Source organism: Bradyrhizobium sp. IC3195 (assembly GCF_020193585.1).
GTDB classification, from domain to species: Bacteria; Pseudomonadota; Alphaproteobacteria; order Rhizobiales; family Xanthobacteraceae; genus Bradyrhizobium; species Bradyrhizobium yuanmingense.
The window spans coordinates 58579-74459 of sequence record NZ_JADYVG010000009.1 but is presented as its reverse complement, the minus strand read 5'-3'; the positions used below and the strand labels follow the sequence as shown (position 1 = coordinate 74459).

The following is a 15881-nucleotide window of genomic DNA, read 5'->3' as shown; positions in this document are numbered from 1 at the left end:
CCGCTCGGACTAGTGCCAACTTCCGGGATGGGCCACAGCGTCCGGCTGGCGGACCGCAACGCGCCTGTCCAATGAGCCGTCCTCGCCCGAAGCGGCGAGGTGCTGAGGCTCAGGAGCCCTCGAACTTGAACGATACGTTGAGCTTGGCGCGATAGGCCTCAACTTTTCCCTTGTCATCCAGTTGCATATCGAGCTTGACGACCTCTGCAATGCGGAGATCTCGGAGAGATTTAGCAGCTTGCTCGACTGCGTTAGCGGCCGCCTTCTCCCATGAGTCGCTGCTGGTACCGACCAGTTCAATGACCTTGTAGACGCTATCGGGCATGTTCGTCCTCCCAATCGCTAGGAGCAGGAAGTCTAGCACTGGGATCTCGACGCTGATACATCTCGGGATGCCGCGGAAAGGGTCCGATTGGCTGTCACTTTCCTGTTCGACCCAAAAGAAGAACTCGGGTCGTCCTGTCGGAAATTATGTTCGCATTTTCAGCCCGAACGAACGCGGACAGGTATCTTCTTCGCGCTCTCCGGCTTCCGAGTATAATTTTGCGCGCCTAAGTCGTCATTGCCGCCAAGGTTCCGATCCATGAAGCGATGGCACCGCGTAAGCGTCAGCAGCTTGGTGATTGCCCTGAGTCTGGTGTGTGCCGGGGCCCTGGTGGTCAATCAATCGCACGTGCCATCGGAAGCCATAGCGTCATCGGTCACACGTACTCCGGAGCTTATTGAGCGTGCGTGGCACCTGCCCGTGGCAGCAACATTTGAACGACACGTTGATTGGCAGTCAAATGGCTCTCGCTGCGGACCTGCCGCTGTTGCAAACGCGTATCGGTCCCTTGGCGAGGCGGCAAGGACGGAAGGCAAGGTGTTGGCCGGGACGTGGAGTTGCTGGACAGGCGTATGCATCATGGGGCTCACGCTTGACGAACTGGCCAACATCGCCCAGTCCAACACCAGCCGGAAAGTTACTGTCTTGCGCGATCTCAGCGAAAACGAGTTTCTGGAGCATCTCCGTCGCTCCAACGATCCGCGGCGACGCTACATCGTGAATTTCGATCGCGCTCATATTTTTGGTGCTGGTAGTGGACACCATTCCCCAATTGGGGGCTATTTCGAAGCCGAAGACCTCGTTTTCGTGCTCGATGTCAATTTCGATTTCCAGCCGTGGCTAGTCGAACGGAAGCGGCTGTTCGACGCTGTAAATACGTTTGACGGCGATAAGAAGAGGGGACTGCTGTTCATAGAGTGACATCCCGCTCCATGTCGCCTCGTGACCCTTAGCCGGATCATTTGAGGCAGTTGGGATGTCGTCTATCGGCGGTGGACAGAACGCGGGGGGCCGTCTTGCCTCGACTGGCGCTTGTGCGCCCTATGACGGCCCGCCACTTGCCCCCGGGGTCTCGCTCCACGCGTACACTGAGCGCGACATACTGACCCCGGGAGGACATTTGGGCGGCAACCAGGCGGACGACACGCTAACCCGGGACCGCATGCGACCCGTGAATTGGCCACTTCCGGCGCCCGCGCAACTCGCCGTAGACGCAGAGCAGGCCGAGTGTTCTATTTCGGAGTGCCGGTCTGGCTACCCGAACCCGTGGTCTGCTCACTTCCCGGTCGGCCCGGAGGATGCGCCGAAGCGGCCGGCTTGTCTTGATCGGCCACGTATCCGGACTCTCCGGAGTTGCGGGTCTTGATCCCTTTGTCCGCATCGCGCTGCATCTGCTCGTTGGGCTGGCCAGCCTTGAGCTCCCGGTCCACGTCGCGCTTCATCTCCTCCTTGGTTTGCTCACTGGGTGCGGCCTTTTGCTGTTGGGCCGTTGCTTGGAAGCTCATTGCGCTTCCGGCAACTACAATCAATGCGAGAATTGCTGTTCGCATGCTTCTCCTCCACGGCTTGCTCCGGCCCCTAAACGCGCGAACCTCCCAAGGTTTCCTAGTTCCAATCACTATTGTCGAACGTCACGTAGGGCTAAGCAAAGGGCACTCGAACGGTCTTATGCGCACCGGCCTAGGCGAGTCCGCCATCAACCCTGAAACACTGGCTGGTGATGCGCTGGCTTTCGTCGGAGGCGAGGAACAGTGCCATATTGGCAATGTCTTCGGGCGTTACCGCATCGGGCACCGCCTGGCGCGAGCGTATCTCGGCGATGACCCGATCGTCCGGATACCACAGCCTGCGCTGGCGCTCGGTGATGACCATGCCCGGCGCGATCGCGTTGACGCGAATGCGGTCGGGGCCGACGGAGCGCGCCAGCGAGTTGGTGAAGCCGACGATCGCCGCTTTCGCCGCGGCATAGACCGGCAGCGCCGGCGCGCCGCGCATCCAGGCGATCGAGGACATGTTGATGATCGAGCCGCCGCCGCGCGCCTGCATCTGTGGCACCACCGCTTGCGCCGCGAAGAAGACGTGCTTGAGATTGACGCCGATCATCCAGTCGAACTCGGACGGCGTGACCTCGGCGAGAGCCTGGCGCTGATCGTTGGCGGCGTTGTTGACGAGAACGGCGGCGTCGCCAAGCGAGCGGCGGGCTTCTGCCATCGCGCTGCGCAGGGCATCGATGTCGAGGAGATCGCAGGGCACGAACAGCGGCGCAGGCCCGGACGAGGCCGCTATTTCCCGCACCAGGGCTTCGCCGGCGTCCTTATCGATGTCGAAGAAGGCGACCCGGGCGTCTTGGCCCGCGAAGGCCCGGACGAAGGCGGCGCCGATGCCGCTGGCGCCTCCGGTGATCAGCACCACGCTGCCGGCTAGGCTGGAATAGGTCGTCTTCGTCATGCGATCAGGCGCTCCGTCTCGGGGTCGAACAGGCAAATGCGGCGGGTGTCGAGCGCGAAGGCGGCGGACGTGCCGGGCGCGGGGCGGATATCCGGCGAGACTCGCGCCATCACGGGCTCGCCGCCGAGCCGCAGCAGCACCATGGTCTCGGCACCGGTCGGCTCGACCAGCTCCACCGGCGCTTCGACGAGGACAGGCGCTTCGCTGGAGAACGTGCGGCTGCCCTCGGCAATGCATTCCGGCCTGATTCCGAACACCACCTTGCGCCCGACAAAAGGTGCTGCGGCGTCATATCCCCTGAGGCGCAGACGAAGCTCGTCGGGTCGTCCCGCGCCGATCACGACGACTGGGCCGTCATTTTCGGCCTCGAGCCGGGCCGGTATGGTGTTCATCGGCGGCGAGCCCATGAAGCGGGCGACGAACAGATTGGCGGGGTAGCGGTAGACGGTGTCGGGGTCGGCGAATTGCTGCACGCTGCCCTGATGCATCACGGCGATCCGCGTCGCCATCGTCATGGCCTCGATCTGGTCGTGGGTGACGTAGACGATGGTGGCGCCGATGCGCTGGTGCAGGCGCTTGATCTCCATCCGCATCTCGACGCGCAGCTTGGCGTCGAGATTGGAGAGCGGCTCGTCGAACAGGAAGAGCAGGGGATTGCGCACCAGCGCGCGCCCCATCGCCACGCGCTGGCGCTGGCCGCCGGACAATTGCGAGGGCTTGCGGCCGAGCAGCGGCTCGATCTGGAGCAGTTTTGCGACATTGCCGACCGCAGCGTCCTGCTCGGCTTTGGGAACGTGACGGCATTCCATGCCGAAGGTGATGTTCTGACGCACGGTCATCGAGGGATAGAGCGCGTAGGACTGGAACACCATGGCGATGTCGCGGTCTTTCGGCGCGACGTCATTGACGACGCGCCCGCCGATTTCGATCGTTCCCGCGCTCGGGCGGTCGAGCCCGGCGACGATGTTGAGCAGGGTGGACTTGCCGCAGCCGGACGGGCCGACCAGCACGGTGAACTCGCCGCTCTCGATGTCGAGCGCGATGTCCTTCAGCACCTCCAGATTGGCGTAACGCTTGGACAGGGCGCGAATGCTCAGTGCTGCCATGACAACTCCATCATTTCACGGCCCCGGCAGTCAGGCCGCGGACGAAGTACTTGCCGCCGAGCAGGTAGATCAACAGCGTGGGCAGCGCGGCGATGATCACCGCTGCGCTCTGCACGCCATGCTGCGGGATATCCGCGACGGCGGCGGACAGCGCGATAAGCGCTGCGGTGACGGGCTGCTGCTGGCCGGTGGTGAACGTCACGCCATAGAGGAACTCGTTCCAGATATGGGTGAACTGCCAGATCACCGTGACGATCAGGATGGGACCTGAGAGCGGCAGGATGATGCGCCAGAAGATGCGGAAGAAGCCGGCGCCGTCGATGCGGGCGGCCCTGATCAGTTCATGGGGAATGGCGACATAATAATTCCGGCAGAACAGCGTGGTGAATGAGAGCCCCTGAATGGTGTGAATCAGCACGAGGCCGGTCAGGGTGTTGATGAGGCCGACGTCCCGCAGCACGATGGTCCAGGGCAGCAGGCGCATCTGCTGGGGGAGGAACAGGCCAAGCGTCACGATGCCATAGATCCAGTTGTCGCCTCGGAAGCGCCAGAGCGACACGGCGTAACCGGCGATTGCGCCGAGCAGGGTGGAGAAGATCGTGGCGGGAATCGTGACCAGCGCGGAGTTCAGCATGTAGGGCCGGATGCCGGCGCAGGTCTCGGCGACGCAGAAGCCGCTCCAGGCTGCGGCGTAGTTGCTCCAGGCCAGATGCTGCGGCCAGCCGATCATCGATCCCTGCGCTATCTCCTCGTTGCTCCGCAGCGAGTTCAGCACCACGACCACGAGCGGCGCGAGCCAGGCCGCGGCGATCAAGAAGACGGCGAGATAGACCAGAATCCGGGTCGGTGCGAAGCTGCGGTCAGGCATGGGCGCCTCGCCGTCGCTGGATGTATCGCCACGCCGCGTAGGGCAGCAGCACCGCGAGAAGAATGAGCAACATCAGCACGGCCGCCGCCGCGCCGCGGCCGAGCAGGCTGCGCTGGAACATCAGGTCGTAGACGACGAGTGCCGGCAGCTGGGTCGCGATTCCCGGTCCGCCGTTGGTGAGCGCGCGCACGAGATCGAAGGTCGAAATCGCGAACTGCAACTGGATCACCACGACGGTGACCGTGATCGGCCACAGCGACGGCAGGATGATACGCCGGTAGGTTCGGACCGCTCCCGCGCCGTCGATCTGCGCGGCCTTGATGATGTCGGGATCAACCGAGCGAAGGCCGGCAAGGAACAGCGCCATGGCAAAGCCGCAGGATTGCCAGATCGCGGCGATGACAATGGTCCAGATCGCCATGTCGCGGTCGATCAGCCAGTCGAACTTAAAGGAGGTCCAGCCGAGGTCGTGCACCAGCTTCTGGATCCCGAGACCGGGATTGAGCAGCCAGCTCCAGACCGTGCCGGTGACCACGAAGGACACCGCCAGGGGATAGAGGAAGATGGAGCGCAGCACGTTCTCGCCACGAATGCGCTGATCGAGCAGGATCGCGAGGATGAGGCCGGTCGCTGCGCTCAGCAGCACGAAAGCGCTGCCGAACAGCAGCAAATTGTCGAAGGCGATTTGCCAGTTGCGCGATGCCGTGACCGCCGTGTAGTTGCGCAAGCCGACCCAGCCCGCAACGGGAACGAGGGTGGACGGCGTGAACGAGATCCAGATCGTCCAGAGCGAAAACGAGACGAGGTGCGCCGCCGACAGCAGCAGCGGCACCCAGATCGTCAGATATTCGGGCAGCCGGCGCACCCATTCGGGAAGAGCCGGCCGGCCCGGTCTCATCGTGGCGGCATTGCTCAACGCGCGCCCTCGACGGCCTCGGCGAGGCGGGTGGCTGCCTGCTCCGGCTTGATCGTCTTGTTCTTCACGTACTCCGTGATTACGTCGATCATCGCCGCGGTCATTCCGTTTTCCTGCGCCATGTTGTGCGCCATGCTGAGGACGGCCTGATCGCTGGCGATGGCCTCCTTCAAGGCCTTCGAGGTTGTTCGTTGCCCTTCCGACCAGCCTTCGCCTGATAGATCGACGTCAGTGCGCACGGGGATGGAGCCGGTGATCTGCGAGTACATGGTCTGGATCGCCGGATCCATGACGAGCTGAGCCATCAGGGTCTGGCCGGCTTGCAGGTCCGCCTCCTTGCGCTGCCAGAAGATGAAGGCGTCGGCATTCAACAGGAAGACCGGCTTGCCGTTGTCGCTCGGGCCTGGCGCAATCAAGAAGTCCTCGAGCTTGAAGCCGGCATTGCGCAATACGCCCTGCGCCCATCCGCCCATGATCATCATGCCCATGTCGCCGTCGATGAAGCGCTTCAGGTTGGTCGAGAAATGCTGGGCGCCGACGTTGGGGTCCATCCAGTCGGCGATCTTGCGCACCTGGGCGAACGCGGCCTTGATCTCCGGACCCTCGAGGGCCTTCTTCTCGAGATTCATGATGGCCGCGCGATAGGCGAGCGGACTGATGCCCGCGAGAGCCGCCTCGAATTTCTGTCCGTCGTCCGGGCGGGTGCCGCCATTGGCGATGGGAGAGGCGACTCCGCCCGCCTTCATCTTTTCGGCGAGGTCGTTGAAGTCGGCCCAGGTGACGGGGACCTTGTCCGCCTTCGCCTTGTCCATCGCGCGCTTGGACAGGAAGAGCATGTTGGTGCTGTAGATCTGTAGCGGCAGCGCAATCCATTTGCCGCCGGGCTTGTGCAGCTTTGCAAGGTCCGGAGCGACAACCTTCTCGTAGCCGGCGGCCGCGACGAGGGCATCGAGATTTACGGTGGGCGCAATCTTCGACCAGGCCGCAATCTCGGGCCCCTTGAGCTGCGAGCAAGCCGGCGGATCGCCGGCCATGATCTGCGCGCGCAGCTTGTTCATCATCTCGGTGGTGAAGCCGGGGACGGGCGAGTGCTGCCAAACGCCGCCCTTCTCCTCGAATTTCTTGCCGAGCGCCGTAATGGCCGCCCCGTCGCTGCCCGCCGACCATTGCGAGATCGCGGTCAGTCGCGGCTTGGCCGCGCCTTGCGCGCGGGCAAGGTGCGGAAATGCGAGCGCGGCAGCGGAGCCAGCGAGCAGACGACGCCTTGTTGTTGTGATCGGCATGGCAGTTCCTCCCGGTGTGAAATCTTTCGCGCTTTACAGGCCGTTTGGGCTCAGCGCATGTCAGGCCGCCTCCGTCGATGCCGCGGGCATGCCGCCACGGCTGGCGAGACAAAAGGCGGCGAAGGCGAGCGCAGCCTGCGGATCGTTGCCGGTCGACGGCGGCACGAAGGCGAGGGAGACCTGCGCCAATTTGCGTCCGCCCAGCAGGCAGGCGTCGATGCCATCGACCAGTGCTTGCCGATCCTCTTCAGCGAGAAGCGACGGCCAGCCGCTGATCGCAACGCCGCCGCACGGCTTGACGTTCAGCGTATTGCCGATCGCAAGGCCGAGCCGGAACAGCCGACGGCGCAAATCCTGCCGCACGCGCGATGAGATCGGGACCGTGTTGACCCATTCGTTGCCGAGCTGGAGCAGCTCGGTCTCGGAAACGCCGAGAAGCGCAGCCAGCGCGGGAATCGACGTATAGGCCTCGACGCAGCCGTGATGTCCGCAGCGGCAGCGCGGTCCGTCAGGCCCGAACACCATGTGGCCGAGCTCGATCGGCTGCAGAGCATCGGTCTCGGCCGGATCATCCATCCAGGCGCCGGCGACGCCGTGGCTGACGAGCACGAACAGATGCGTGTCGTTGAACGGGTAGTTTTCCGTGCGGCAGCGGTGAAAGGTGGCATGCGCGACGACCGAATTGGTGAATTCGAGCGGCACGCCCGCGAACGTCTCGCCGAACATGTCGCTGATGCGAGCGACGTCGCAGGGAATGATCGGATTGGCCGATATGCTGAGACGGCCGAGGCCGGGAATCGAGACGCCGATCTGCGAGAGGGTGATCCGGCGGCGCCGCGTCCAGTCGCGCAACAACGTCATCGCTTCGCGAAATGCCCGGCCGACGGTCTCGACGTCAGGCGTCTTCGGGAGCGGCACACGCTCGGTGTAGTGCAGCTCACCCGACAGGCCGCCGACCCCGACGCTGAGCCGCTGCGTCGTCAGCTCGAAGGCTGCCAGCGCCACCGCGTGGTCCAGCGACACGAGACCGGTCGGGCCGCCGACGTAAGGGGCAGGGCGCCGCACTTCCTCGATCAGGCCTTCGGCCTTCAGGTCAAGCAGGATGCGCGACAGGCTCGCTTCCGACAGACGCACGGCCTTGGCCAGTGGCGGACGAAACGAGCCGCCCGACTGAAGCAGATGAGTCAAAATGGCAGCGCGCGTCTGCCGCCGACTTCTCGGCTGCTCCGGCATTTCCATCCCTGTCGTCATTCTTACTTAGAGTAAGAATGCGCGCGGAGCATTTCGGCTGTCAAGGCGCTTGCCGCCGTGAGCATGGACTTGTTGTTGTGCGCGGCAGCACGAGGAAAGTGCGGGCGCAAAACAAAACGGCGCCATCTTGCGATGGCGCCGCTGCGAAAGGCGTGATGGCCTGACGTTAGCGCTTGTCGATCGGCACGTAATCGCGCTTGGCGACGCCGGTGTAGAGCTGGCGCGGGCGGCCGATCTTCTGTTGGGGATCCTCGATCATCTCGCTCCACTGGCTGATCCAGCCGACGGTGCGGGCGACCGCGAACAGCACGGTGAACATCGAGACCGGGAAGCCCATCGCCTTCAGCGTGATGCCCGAATAGAAATCAACGTTCGGGTAGAGCTTGCGGTCGATGAAGTACTGGTCGCTGAGCGCGATCTTCTCGAGCTCCATCGCCACCTTCAGCATCGGATCGTCGCCATGGCCGGTCTCCTTGAGCACGGCATGACACATCTTCTGCATGATCTTGGCGCGCGGATCGTAGTTCTTGTAGACCCGGTGGCCGAAGCCCATCAGGCGGACTTCGGAATTCTTGTCCTTCACCTTGGCGATGAACTCGGGGATCTTGTCGACCGTGCCGATCTGATAGAGCATGTTCAGCGCGGCTTCGTTGGCGCCGCCATGGGCCGGGCCCCAGAGGCAGGCGATGCCGGCCGCGATGCAGGCGAACGGGTTGGCGCCCGAGGAGCCGGCGATGCGCACCGTCGAGGTCGAGGCGTTCTGCTCGTGGTCGGCGTGCAGGATGAAGATCTTCTCCAGCGCGTCGGCGAGCACCGGGCTGACCTTGTAGTCTTCGCAAGGCACCGCGAAGCACATGTTCAGGAAGTTCTCGGCAAAGCCGAGCGAGTTCTTCGGATAAACGAAGGGCTGGCCGACGGTGTATTTGTAGGCCATCGCAGCCAGCGTCGGGATCTTCGCGATCATGCGCATGGAGGCGATCATGCGCTGCTTCGGATCGTTGATGTCGGTGCTATCGTGATAGAACGCGGCGAGGGCGCCGACGGCGGCAACCATGATCGCCATCGGATGGGCATCGCGGCGGAAGCCCTGGAAGAAGCGGGCCATCTGCTCGTGCACCATCGTGTGATGGGTCACGCGGTAGTCGAAATCCTTCTTCTGCGCGGCGGTCGGCAGGTTGCCGTAGAGCAGGAGGTAGCAGGTCTCCAGGAAGTCGCCATGCTCGGCGAGCTGCTCGATCGGGTAGCCGCGGTATTCCAGCACGCCCGCGTCGCCGTCGATATAGGTGATCTTGGACTGGCAGCTCGCGGTCGAGGTAAAGCCCGGATCGTAGGTGAACAGGCCGGACTGGCCGTAGAGCTTGCCGATATCGATGACGTCAGGCCCGACGCTGCCGCTGAGGATCGGAAGATCGAAATTCTTGTTTCCGACCGTCAGCGTCGCGGTCTTTGGGCTTTCTTTTGCGTCCATCAGAGGTCCCCGATGTGTGGTGAGACGGGCCGGAGCCGGAGACCCCCAGGGCGACCATGGGGGCAGGCCGGATGTTCCAGAATGTGGAGGAGATGGGTATATTATTGCTATGTGCGCTGCAAGATCGCCGCACGCATGGTCGACTTACGTCGTAGACTGATCCCTAAGTCGGCCGAGGCTTTCCTGGCGTCCAAGCACCTCCAAAACCTCAAATATACCAGGGGACGTCGTCCGTCCGGTGAGCGCCGCCCGAAGCGGCTGGGCGACCGCGCCGAGCTTGAGACTATTTTCCTCGGCAAAGGCGCGCAGCGCGGCCTCGGTGGTGGCGCCGCTCCACGTCTCGACTTTCTCCAGCGCGGAATGTAGCTGGCCGATCAGCTTGCGGTTCTCGGGCGTCAACAGCGCCTGCGCCTTGGGATCCGGCGCCAGCGGCCGGTCGGCGAAGATGAAATGGGCGCCGTCGATCAGCTCGATCAATGTCTTGGCGCGCTCCTTGAGCGCCGGCATGGCCTTGAGCAGCTGCGCGCGCGTGGTGTCGTTTAACTTGGCCTTGATCTCGTCGCGGCTCGGCACGACGTGGTCGAGCACGTCCTCGAACATCTTCACGAGCGATTGATCGTCGGCGTGGCGGATGTAGTGGCCGTTGAGGTTTTCCAGCTTGGCGAAATCGAAGCGGGCGGCGGCGCGGCCGACGCTGCCGAGATCGAACGCGTCGATCATCTCCTCGGTCGAGAAGATCTCCTGGTCGCCGTGGCTCCAGCCGAGCCGGACCAAGTAGTTGCGCAGCGCAGCCGGCAGGTACCCCATCGCGCGGTAGGCATCGACGCCGAGCGCGCCGTGCCGCTTGGAGAGTTTCGAGCCGTCCGGGCCGTGGATCAGCGGGATATGGGACATGCTGGGCAGCGCCCAGCCCATCGCATCGTAGATCTGCTTCTGGCGGGCGGCGTTGATCAGGTGGTCGTCGCCGCGGATCACATGGGTGACGCCCATGTCGTGGTCGTCGACCACCACGGCGAGCATGTAGGTCGGGTTGCCGTCGCCGCGCAGCAGGACGAGATCGTCGAGGTTCTCGTTTTGCCACACCACGCGGCCCTGGACCTGGTCCTCGATCACGGTCTCGCCGGTCTGCGGCGCGCGCAGGCGGATGGTGGGCTTGACGTCGCTCGGCGCCGTCGCCGCGTCGCGGTCGCGCCACATGCCGTCATAGAGGCGGGTGCGCCCCTCGCTGCGCGCCTTCTCGCGCATGGCGGCGAGCTCTTCGGCGGTGGCGTAGCAGCGGTAGGCCTTGCCATCGGCGAGCAGCTGCTCGGCAACCTCGCGGTGCCGGGCGGCGCGGGCGAACTGGTAGATGACCTCGCCGTCCCAGCCGAGCTCGAGCCACTTCAGCCCGTCGAGGATGGCGCCGATCGCCGCCTCCGTGGAGCGTTCCCGATCGGTATCCTCGATCCGCAGCAGCATCTTGCCGCCGTGCTTCTTGGCATAGAGCCAGTTGAACAGCGCCGTGCGGGCGCCCCCGATATGGAGGAAGCCGGTCGGCGAGGGAGCGAAGCGCGTGACGACGGAATCGGACATTCTTGGCAGGGCCTATGCATTGGAGGCGGTGGTGTATAGCAGGAACGGGACATAACTAAAGGGCGACGGCGGACCCGGCAGGCCTTGCTTATGCTCTTGGCGCGGCCACGCGAATTTGGCAGAAGAACCGCTGATTTCCCTACAGGATTTTCGTAATGACAGAACCGGTGGCAGCTGAGGTTGGGCGCGATTTCATTCGTGACATCATCCAGGCCGACCTCGATCAGGGCAAATACAAGGAGATCGTGACCCGGTTCCCGCCGGAGCCGAACGGCTACTTGCATATCGGCCACGCCAAGTCGATCGCACTCAACTTCGGCGTCGCCCAGGAGTTTCCGGGCCGCTGCCACCTGCGCTTCGACGACACCAACCCGGTCAAGGAAGAGCAGGAATATATCGATTCAATCCAGGCCGACGTGCGCTGGCTCGGCTTTGACTGGGGCAAGAACCTGTTCTTCGCCTCGGACTATTTCGACCGCCTGTACGAATGGGCGGAGCAGCTGATCCGCGACGGCCTCGCTTATGTCGACGACCAGACCCAGGAGGAGATCCGCCTCTCGCGCGGCACGTTGACCGAGCCCGGCAAGAATTCGCCGTTCCGCGAACGCTCCGTGGAGGAGAACCTCGACCTGTTCCGCCGCATGAAGGCGGGCGAATTCCCCAACGGCGCGCGCGTGCTGCGGGCCAAGATCGACATGGCCGCGGGCAACATCAATCTGCGCGACCCAGTGCTGTACCGCATCCTGCATGCGCACCATCCGCGCACCGGCAACGCATGGTGCATCTACCCGAGCTACGACTATGCCCACGGCCAGTCGGATGCCATCGAAGGCATCACGCATTCGATCTGCACGCTGGAGTTCGAGGACCACCGACCGCTCTACGACTGGTTCATCGAGAAGCTGCCGGTGCCCTCACAGCCGCATCAGTACGAATTCGCGCGGCTGAATCTCACCTATACGCTGCTGTCCAAGCGCGTGCTGACCCAGCTCGTCCGCGACGGCCATGTCGCGGGCTGGGACGATCCGCGCATGCCGACCATGGCGGGCATGCGTCGCCGCGGCGTGCCGCCGGCTGCACTTCGCGAGTTCGTCAAGCGCATCGGCGTCGCCAAAGCCAACAGCGTGGTCGATGTCGGCATGCTGGAGTTCTGCATCCGCGAGGAGCTGAACCGCACGGCGCAGCGGCGCATGGCGGTCTTGAAGCCGCTCAAGGTGGTGATCGAGAATTATCCGGAAGGGCAGACCGAGGAGCTCGAGGCGATCAATCATCCCGACGATCCCTCGGCCGGCACGCGGAAGATCACGTTCGGCCGTGAGCTCTATATCGAGCAGGACGACTTCATGGAGAACCCGCCGAAGAAGTTCTTCCGCCTGTCGCCTGGCAACGAGGTGCGGCTGCGCTATGCCTATTTCGTCAAGTGTACCGGCGTGATCAAGAACGACAAGGGTGAGGTGGTGGAGCTGCGCTGCACCTATGATCCCGCGACCAAGGGTGGCAACGCGCCCGACGGCCGCAAGGTCAAGGCGACCATGCACTGGCTGCCGGCGGCGGCCTCCAAGCCGGCGGAGATCCGCATCTACAACCAGCTGTTCGCCAATCCGAGCCCGGATGCCTCGAACTTCGCGACCGATCTCAACCCGAACTCGCTGGAGATCCTCGCCGATGCGCGGGTCGAGGCGTCCGTTGCGGAGAGCAATTCGACCGAGCCGATGCAGTTCGAGCGCCAGGGCTATTTCGTGCGTGACAAGGACTCGACGCCCGGCAAGCCGGTGTTCTCGCGCACGATCGGTCTGCGCGACACGTTCGCGAAGGAAGTCGCCAAGGGTTGAGAAGGGCTGAGCAGGACATGAGCAGCGAGGCCGACGCCATCGTTTCCGCCATCATCGCGAAATGGTGCGCCGGCTTCGCGACGCTCGATGCGGCCGCGCTGTCCTCGCTCTATGCGAAGGACGCATTCTTCTTCGGCTCCAACCCGAAGCTCTATCGCGGCCGGGACGGCGTCGCCGAATACTTCAACGGCCTGCCGCGCTGGCGCAGGCCAAGCGCCGCGTTCTCCGATGTGCACGCCGCGCAGGCCGGCCCTGATCTGATCAACATGGCCGCGACCATCACGTTCGGTCTCGCGGGCGAGCGGGATGATCTCGTCGTCAAGATGAGCTGGGTCATCATCCGCGAGGACGGCGGCTGGAAGATCGTCAATCACCACGCCTCGTCGCAGGCGCCGCTGATCTAGCAACGGGCGCCAGCCCGGAGAAAGTAGGGCGGTCTTCGCCTGTTCCCGATCCGTACCGCTATTCGCGCAGCCGCACGGTCCGGTAGCCTCCGCAGCCGTCGCGTATCGTAAGGTGCAGGGGAATGGCGGAGCCGGGCCGGCCAGGACGGTCCCAGGGAGTTGCCGGGACGTGGCCGGTCGGCCGCGCTACCCCGGCCGGCGGTTTTGCGCCGGCGGGCTTTGGCATCTGGCCGGCGATCATCGAGACGCTGCGCCAATGGGCTCGGGGCGAGGCCGGGCCTGGCCGGCTGTTGCCGTGGGTGCCGGTCGCCTTCGGCGGCGGCATTGCGCTTTATTTCGCCGCCGATCATGAGCCGGTGCTGTGGGTGGTTGCCGCCACAGCCATCGCGCTGATGCTCGGCGCGGTGCTGCTCCGGCGGAGCCGGCTGTTTGCGCCCGCCATCATGCTCGCGGCGGTCGCGGCTGGTTTTGCCGTGGCGACCTGGAAGACCGCGCGTATCGCGCACACCGTTTTGGCAAAACCGCTCTATTCGGTGTCGCTGTCGGGCTTCGTGGAAGCGCGCGACATCCGCGAGCGCACCGACCGCTTCGTGCTGCGCGTCAGCGCGATGGAGGCGCAGCGCAGCGACGTCAAGCTCGAGCGCGTCCGCCTCTCGGTGCGCAAGGGCACGGCGCCTGAGGTTGGCAGCTTCGTGCAGCTGAAGGCGCGGCTGCTCCCGCCGATCTCGCCGGTGCGCCCCGGCAGCTATGATTTCTCGCGCGACATGTTCTTCCAGGGCATCGGCGCCTCCGGCTTCGTGATGGGCGCGATCACGGCGTCCACGCCGCCGGATGCTGGCGGCCTGCGGCTGCGCTACGCGGCCTTCATGCAGGGCCTGCGCGATGCGATCGATGCGCGCATCCGCGCAACGCTCGAAGGCGATAACCGCGCGATCGCGACGGCGCTGCTCACGGGGCGGCGCGATGCGATCACCGCGCCTGTGAACGATGCCATGTTCGTCTCGGGACTCGGCCATGTGCTGTCGATCTCCGGCTATCACATGGCGGTCGTCGCCGGCGTCGTCTTCTTCGCGGTGCGCGCGCTGCTGGCCTTGATCCCGGGGCTGGCGGCCGGCTCTGCCATCAAGAAATGGTCGGCCGCCGCGGCGCTGGTCGCGGCCGCGTTCTACCTGTTGCTGTCGGGCGCGGAGGTTGCAACGCAAAGATCGTTCTTCATGACGGCGGTGGTGCTGATCGCAGTGATGGTCGACCGCCGCGCCATCACCTTCCGCACGCTGGCGGTTGCCGCGCTGATCGTGCTTGCGGTCGCGCCGGAGGCGTTGGTGCATCCAAGCTTCCAGATGTCGTTTGCGGCAACGCTCGGGCTGGTGGCGCTGGTGCAGATCGGCATGCCGAACCTGCTCGCATCGCCCGATCATTCCGCGACTGCGCGGATCGCGTTGTGGGGCGGCCGGGAAATCGCGATGCTGTTCCTGGCCTCGCTGATCGCGGGGCTCGCGACCACGCCATACGCCGCCTTCCACTTCCATCGCGTGACCCCATACGGCGTGCTCGCCAATCTCGGCGCCATGCCGGTGGTCTCGGCGCTGGTGATGCCGGCCGGGCTGTTGGGGCTGCTCGCGGCGCCCTTCGGGCTCGACGGCGTGTTCTGGTGGTTGATGGGGATCGGCATCGAGTGGATGGTCCTGGTCGCGCGCTGGGTGGCGGCCCTGCCGGGCGCCGTCGGCCGCATTCCCGCCTTCGGGATCGCGCCGCTGATCGCAGCGAGCCTCGGGCTCATCGTGATGGGCCTGTTGCGCACGCCCTTGCGCTGGTCCGGCGCCCTGGTGCTGCTGGCAGCGATCCTCTGGGGACTGTCGGTGCGGCAGCCCGATATCCTGATTGCCGGGGATGGCGCGAGCGTCGCGGTCCGGGGCGGGGATGGGCGCTTGCAGGTGATCCGCGCCAGCAAGGACAGCTTCCTGCTGAAGGAGTGGTTGGCTGCCGATGCCGATCCGCGCGATGCCGGCAACGCCTCGTTGGCGAGCGGGGTGTCGTGTGACGAGTCCGGCTGCGTGGCGCCGCTCGCGGACGGACGACTGATCGCGTTGGCGACGCGTATCGACGCGCTGGCCGATGATTGCAGCCGCGCCGCGCTGGTGGTGACGGCGCGGCCTGCGCCACCCGATTGCGCGGCGATGGTGGTCGATCGGGCGCGTCTTGCCAGTCAGGGCGCACTGGCTCTGACGAGACGCGGCGAGGGCTTTTCGGTGCAGGCGGTGAGGACGAGGGGAGCAAGCCGTCCCTGGCTGCCGGCCGGCGCCGGCGAGGGGGATTTCGACGGCAGCCTCGTGCCGAAGGCGGCCGTGCCCCGCAACCGGGACGCAACGCCATCGGAGGCCGACTTGCAGGCCGACGATTGACGCGGA

At 64.9% G+C, this 15881-nt stretch carries 14 protein-coding genes; 4 read left to right on the top strand and 10 right to left on the bottom strand.

The annotated features are described in order from the left end of the window. Positions 1 to 109 precede the first annotated feature (109 nt). Positions 110 to 325, bottom strand: coding sequence for a dodecin family protein (locus I6F09_RS19070; RefSeq protein ID WP_035699963.1), 216 nt, complete (start codon positions 323 to 325; stop codon positions 110 to 112). Between the two features lie 258 nt (positions 326 to 583). Here I6F09_RS19070 and I6F09_RS19065 point away from each other — a divergent pair, with 258 nt between their 5' ends. Continuing rightward, positions 584 to 1246: a phytochelatin synthase family protein gene (locus tag I6F09_RS19065; RefSeq protein WP_225188770.1), complete on the top strand. Its 663-nt coding sequence runs from the start codon at positions 584 to 586 to the stop codon at positions 1244 to 1246. Between the two features lie 311 nt (positions 1247 to 1557). Here the strand turns inward: I6F09_RS19065 and I6F09_RS19060 are convergent, their stop codons facing one another. The 9 genes from I6F09_RS19060 to gltX form a co-directional block, all read right to left on the bottom strand. Then, the gene (locus tag I6F09_RS19060; RefSeq protein WP_141697647.1) at positions 1558 to 1875 is read right to left on the bottom strand and encodes a hypothetical protein; all 318 of its coding nucleotides are present in this window, start codon (positions 1873 to 1875) and stop codon (positions 1558 to 1560) included. Positions 1876 to 2005: 130 nt separating this feature from the next. Continuing rightward, entirely contained in the window at positions 2006 to 2773 is a 768-nt protein-coding gene (locus tag I6F09_RS19055) for an SDR family oxidoreductase (protein ID WP_036009989.1), read from the bottom strand. Then, a complete protein-coding gene (locus I6F09_RS19050) occupies positions 2770 to 3879 on the bottom strand; it encodes an ABC transporter ATP-binding protein (RefSeq protein WP_225188769.1) in 1110 nt (369 codons plus the stop codon). The genes I6F09_RS19055 and I6F09_RS19050 overlap by 4 nt, the downstream gene beginning before the upstream one ends. A 10-nt stretch (positions 3880 to 3889) precedes the next feature. Continuing rightward, complete coding sequence (locus tag I6F09_RS19045; RefSeq protein WP_225188768.1) at positions 3890 to 4747, bottom strand: carbohydrate ABC transporter permease; 858 nt, start codon at positions 4745 to 4747, stop codon at positions 3890 to 3892. Next, positions 4740 to 5663: a sugar ABC transporter permease gene (locus I6F09_RS19040; RefSeq protein WP_057030489.1), complete on the bottom strand. Its 924-nt coding sequence runs from the start codon at positions 5661 to 5663 to the stop codon at positions 4740 to 4742. Before I6F09_RS19040 ends, I6F09_RS19045 begins: the two co-directional genes overlap by 8 nt. Further along, complete coding sequence (locus I6F09_RS19035; RefSeq protein WP_225188767.1) at positions 5660 to 6946, bottom strand: ABC transporter substrate-binding protein; 1287 nt, start codon at positions 6944 to 6946, stop codon at positions 5660 to 5662. Before I6F09_RS19035 ends, I6F09_RS19040 begins: the two co-directional genes overlap by 4 nt. 60 nt (positions 6947 to 7006) lie before the next feature. Then, positions 7007 to 8185, bottom strand: coding sequence for an ROK family transcriptional regulator (locus I6F09_RS19030; RefSeq protein WP_225188855.1), 1179 nt, complete (start codon positions 8183 to 8185; stop codon positions 7007 to 7009). Between the two features lie 178 nt (positions 8186 to 8363). Continuing rightward, positions 8364 to 9665, bottom strand: coding sequence for a citrate synthase (gene gltA / locus I6F09_RS19025; protein WP_036009984.1), 1302 nt, complete (start codon positions 9663 to 9665; stop codon positions 8364 to 8366). 144 nt (positions 9666 to 9809) lie between these two features. Beyond that, positions 9810 to 11237: a glutamate--tRNA ligase gene (gltX, locus tag I6F09_RS19020; protein WP_036009982.1), complete on the bottom strand. Its 1428-nt coding sequence runs from the start codon at positions 11235 to 11237 to the stop codon at positions 9810 to 9812. 155 nt (positions 11238 to 11392) lie between these two features. Between gltX and I6F09_RS19015 the strand changes: the two genes are divergently transcribed. The 3 genes from I6F09_RS19015 to I6F09_RS19005 all read left to right on the top strand — a co-directional run bounded on the left by I6F09_RS19015 (position 11393) and on the right by I6F09_RS19005 (position 15875). After that, positions 11393 to 13069 carry a glutamine--tRNA ligase/YqeY domain fusion protein gene (locus tag I6F09_RS19015; RefSeq protein ID WP_036009979.1) on the top strand — a complete coding sequence of 559 codons (1677 nt, stop codon included), beginning with the start codon at positions 11393 to 11395 and terminating at the stop codon, positions 13067 to 13069. Positions 13070 to 13086: 17 nt separating this feature from the next. Then, entirely contained in the window at positions 13087 to 13473 is a 387-nt protein-coding gene (locus I6F09_RS19010; RefSeq protein ID WP_225188766.1) for an SgcJ/EcaC family oxidoreductase, read from the top strand. Between the two features lie 122 nt (positions 13474 to 13595). Next, complete coding sequence (locus I6F09_RS19005) at positions 13596 to 15875, top strand: ComEC/Rec2 family competence protein (RefSeq protein ID WP_225188765.1); 2280 nt, start codon at positions 13596 to 13598, stop codon at positions 15873 to 15875. Positions 15876 to 15881: the final 6 nt, after the last annotated feature.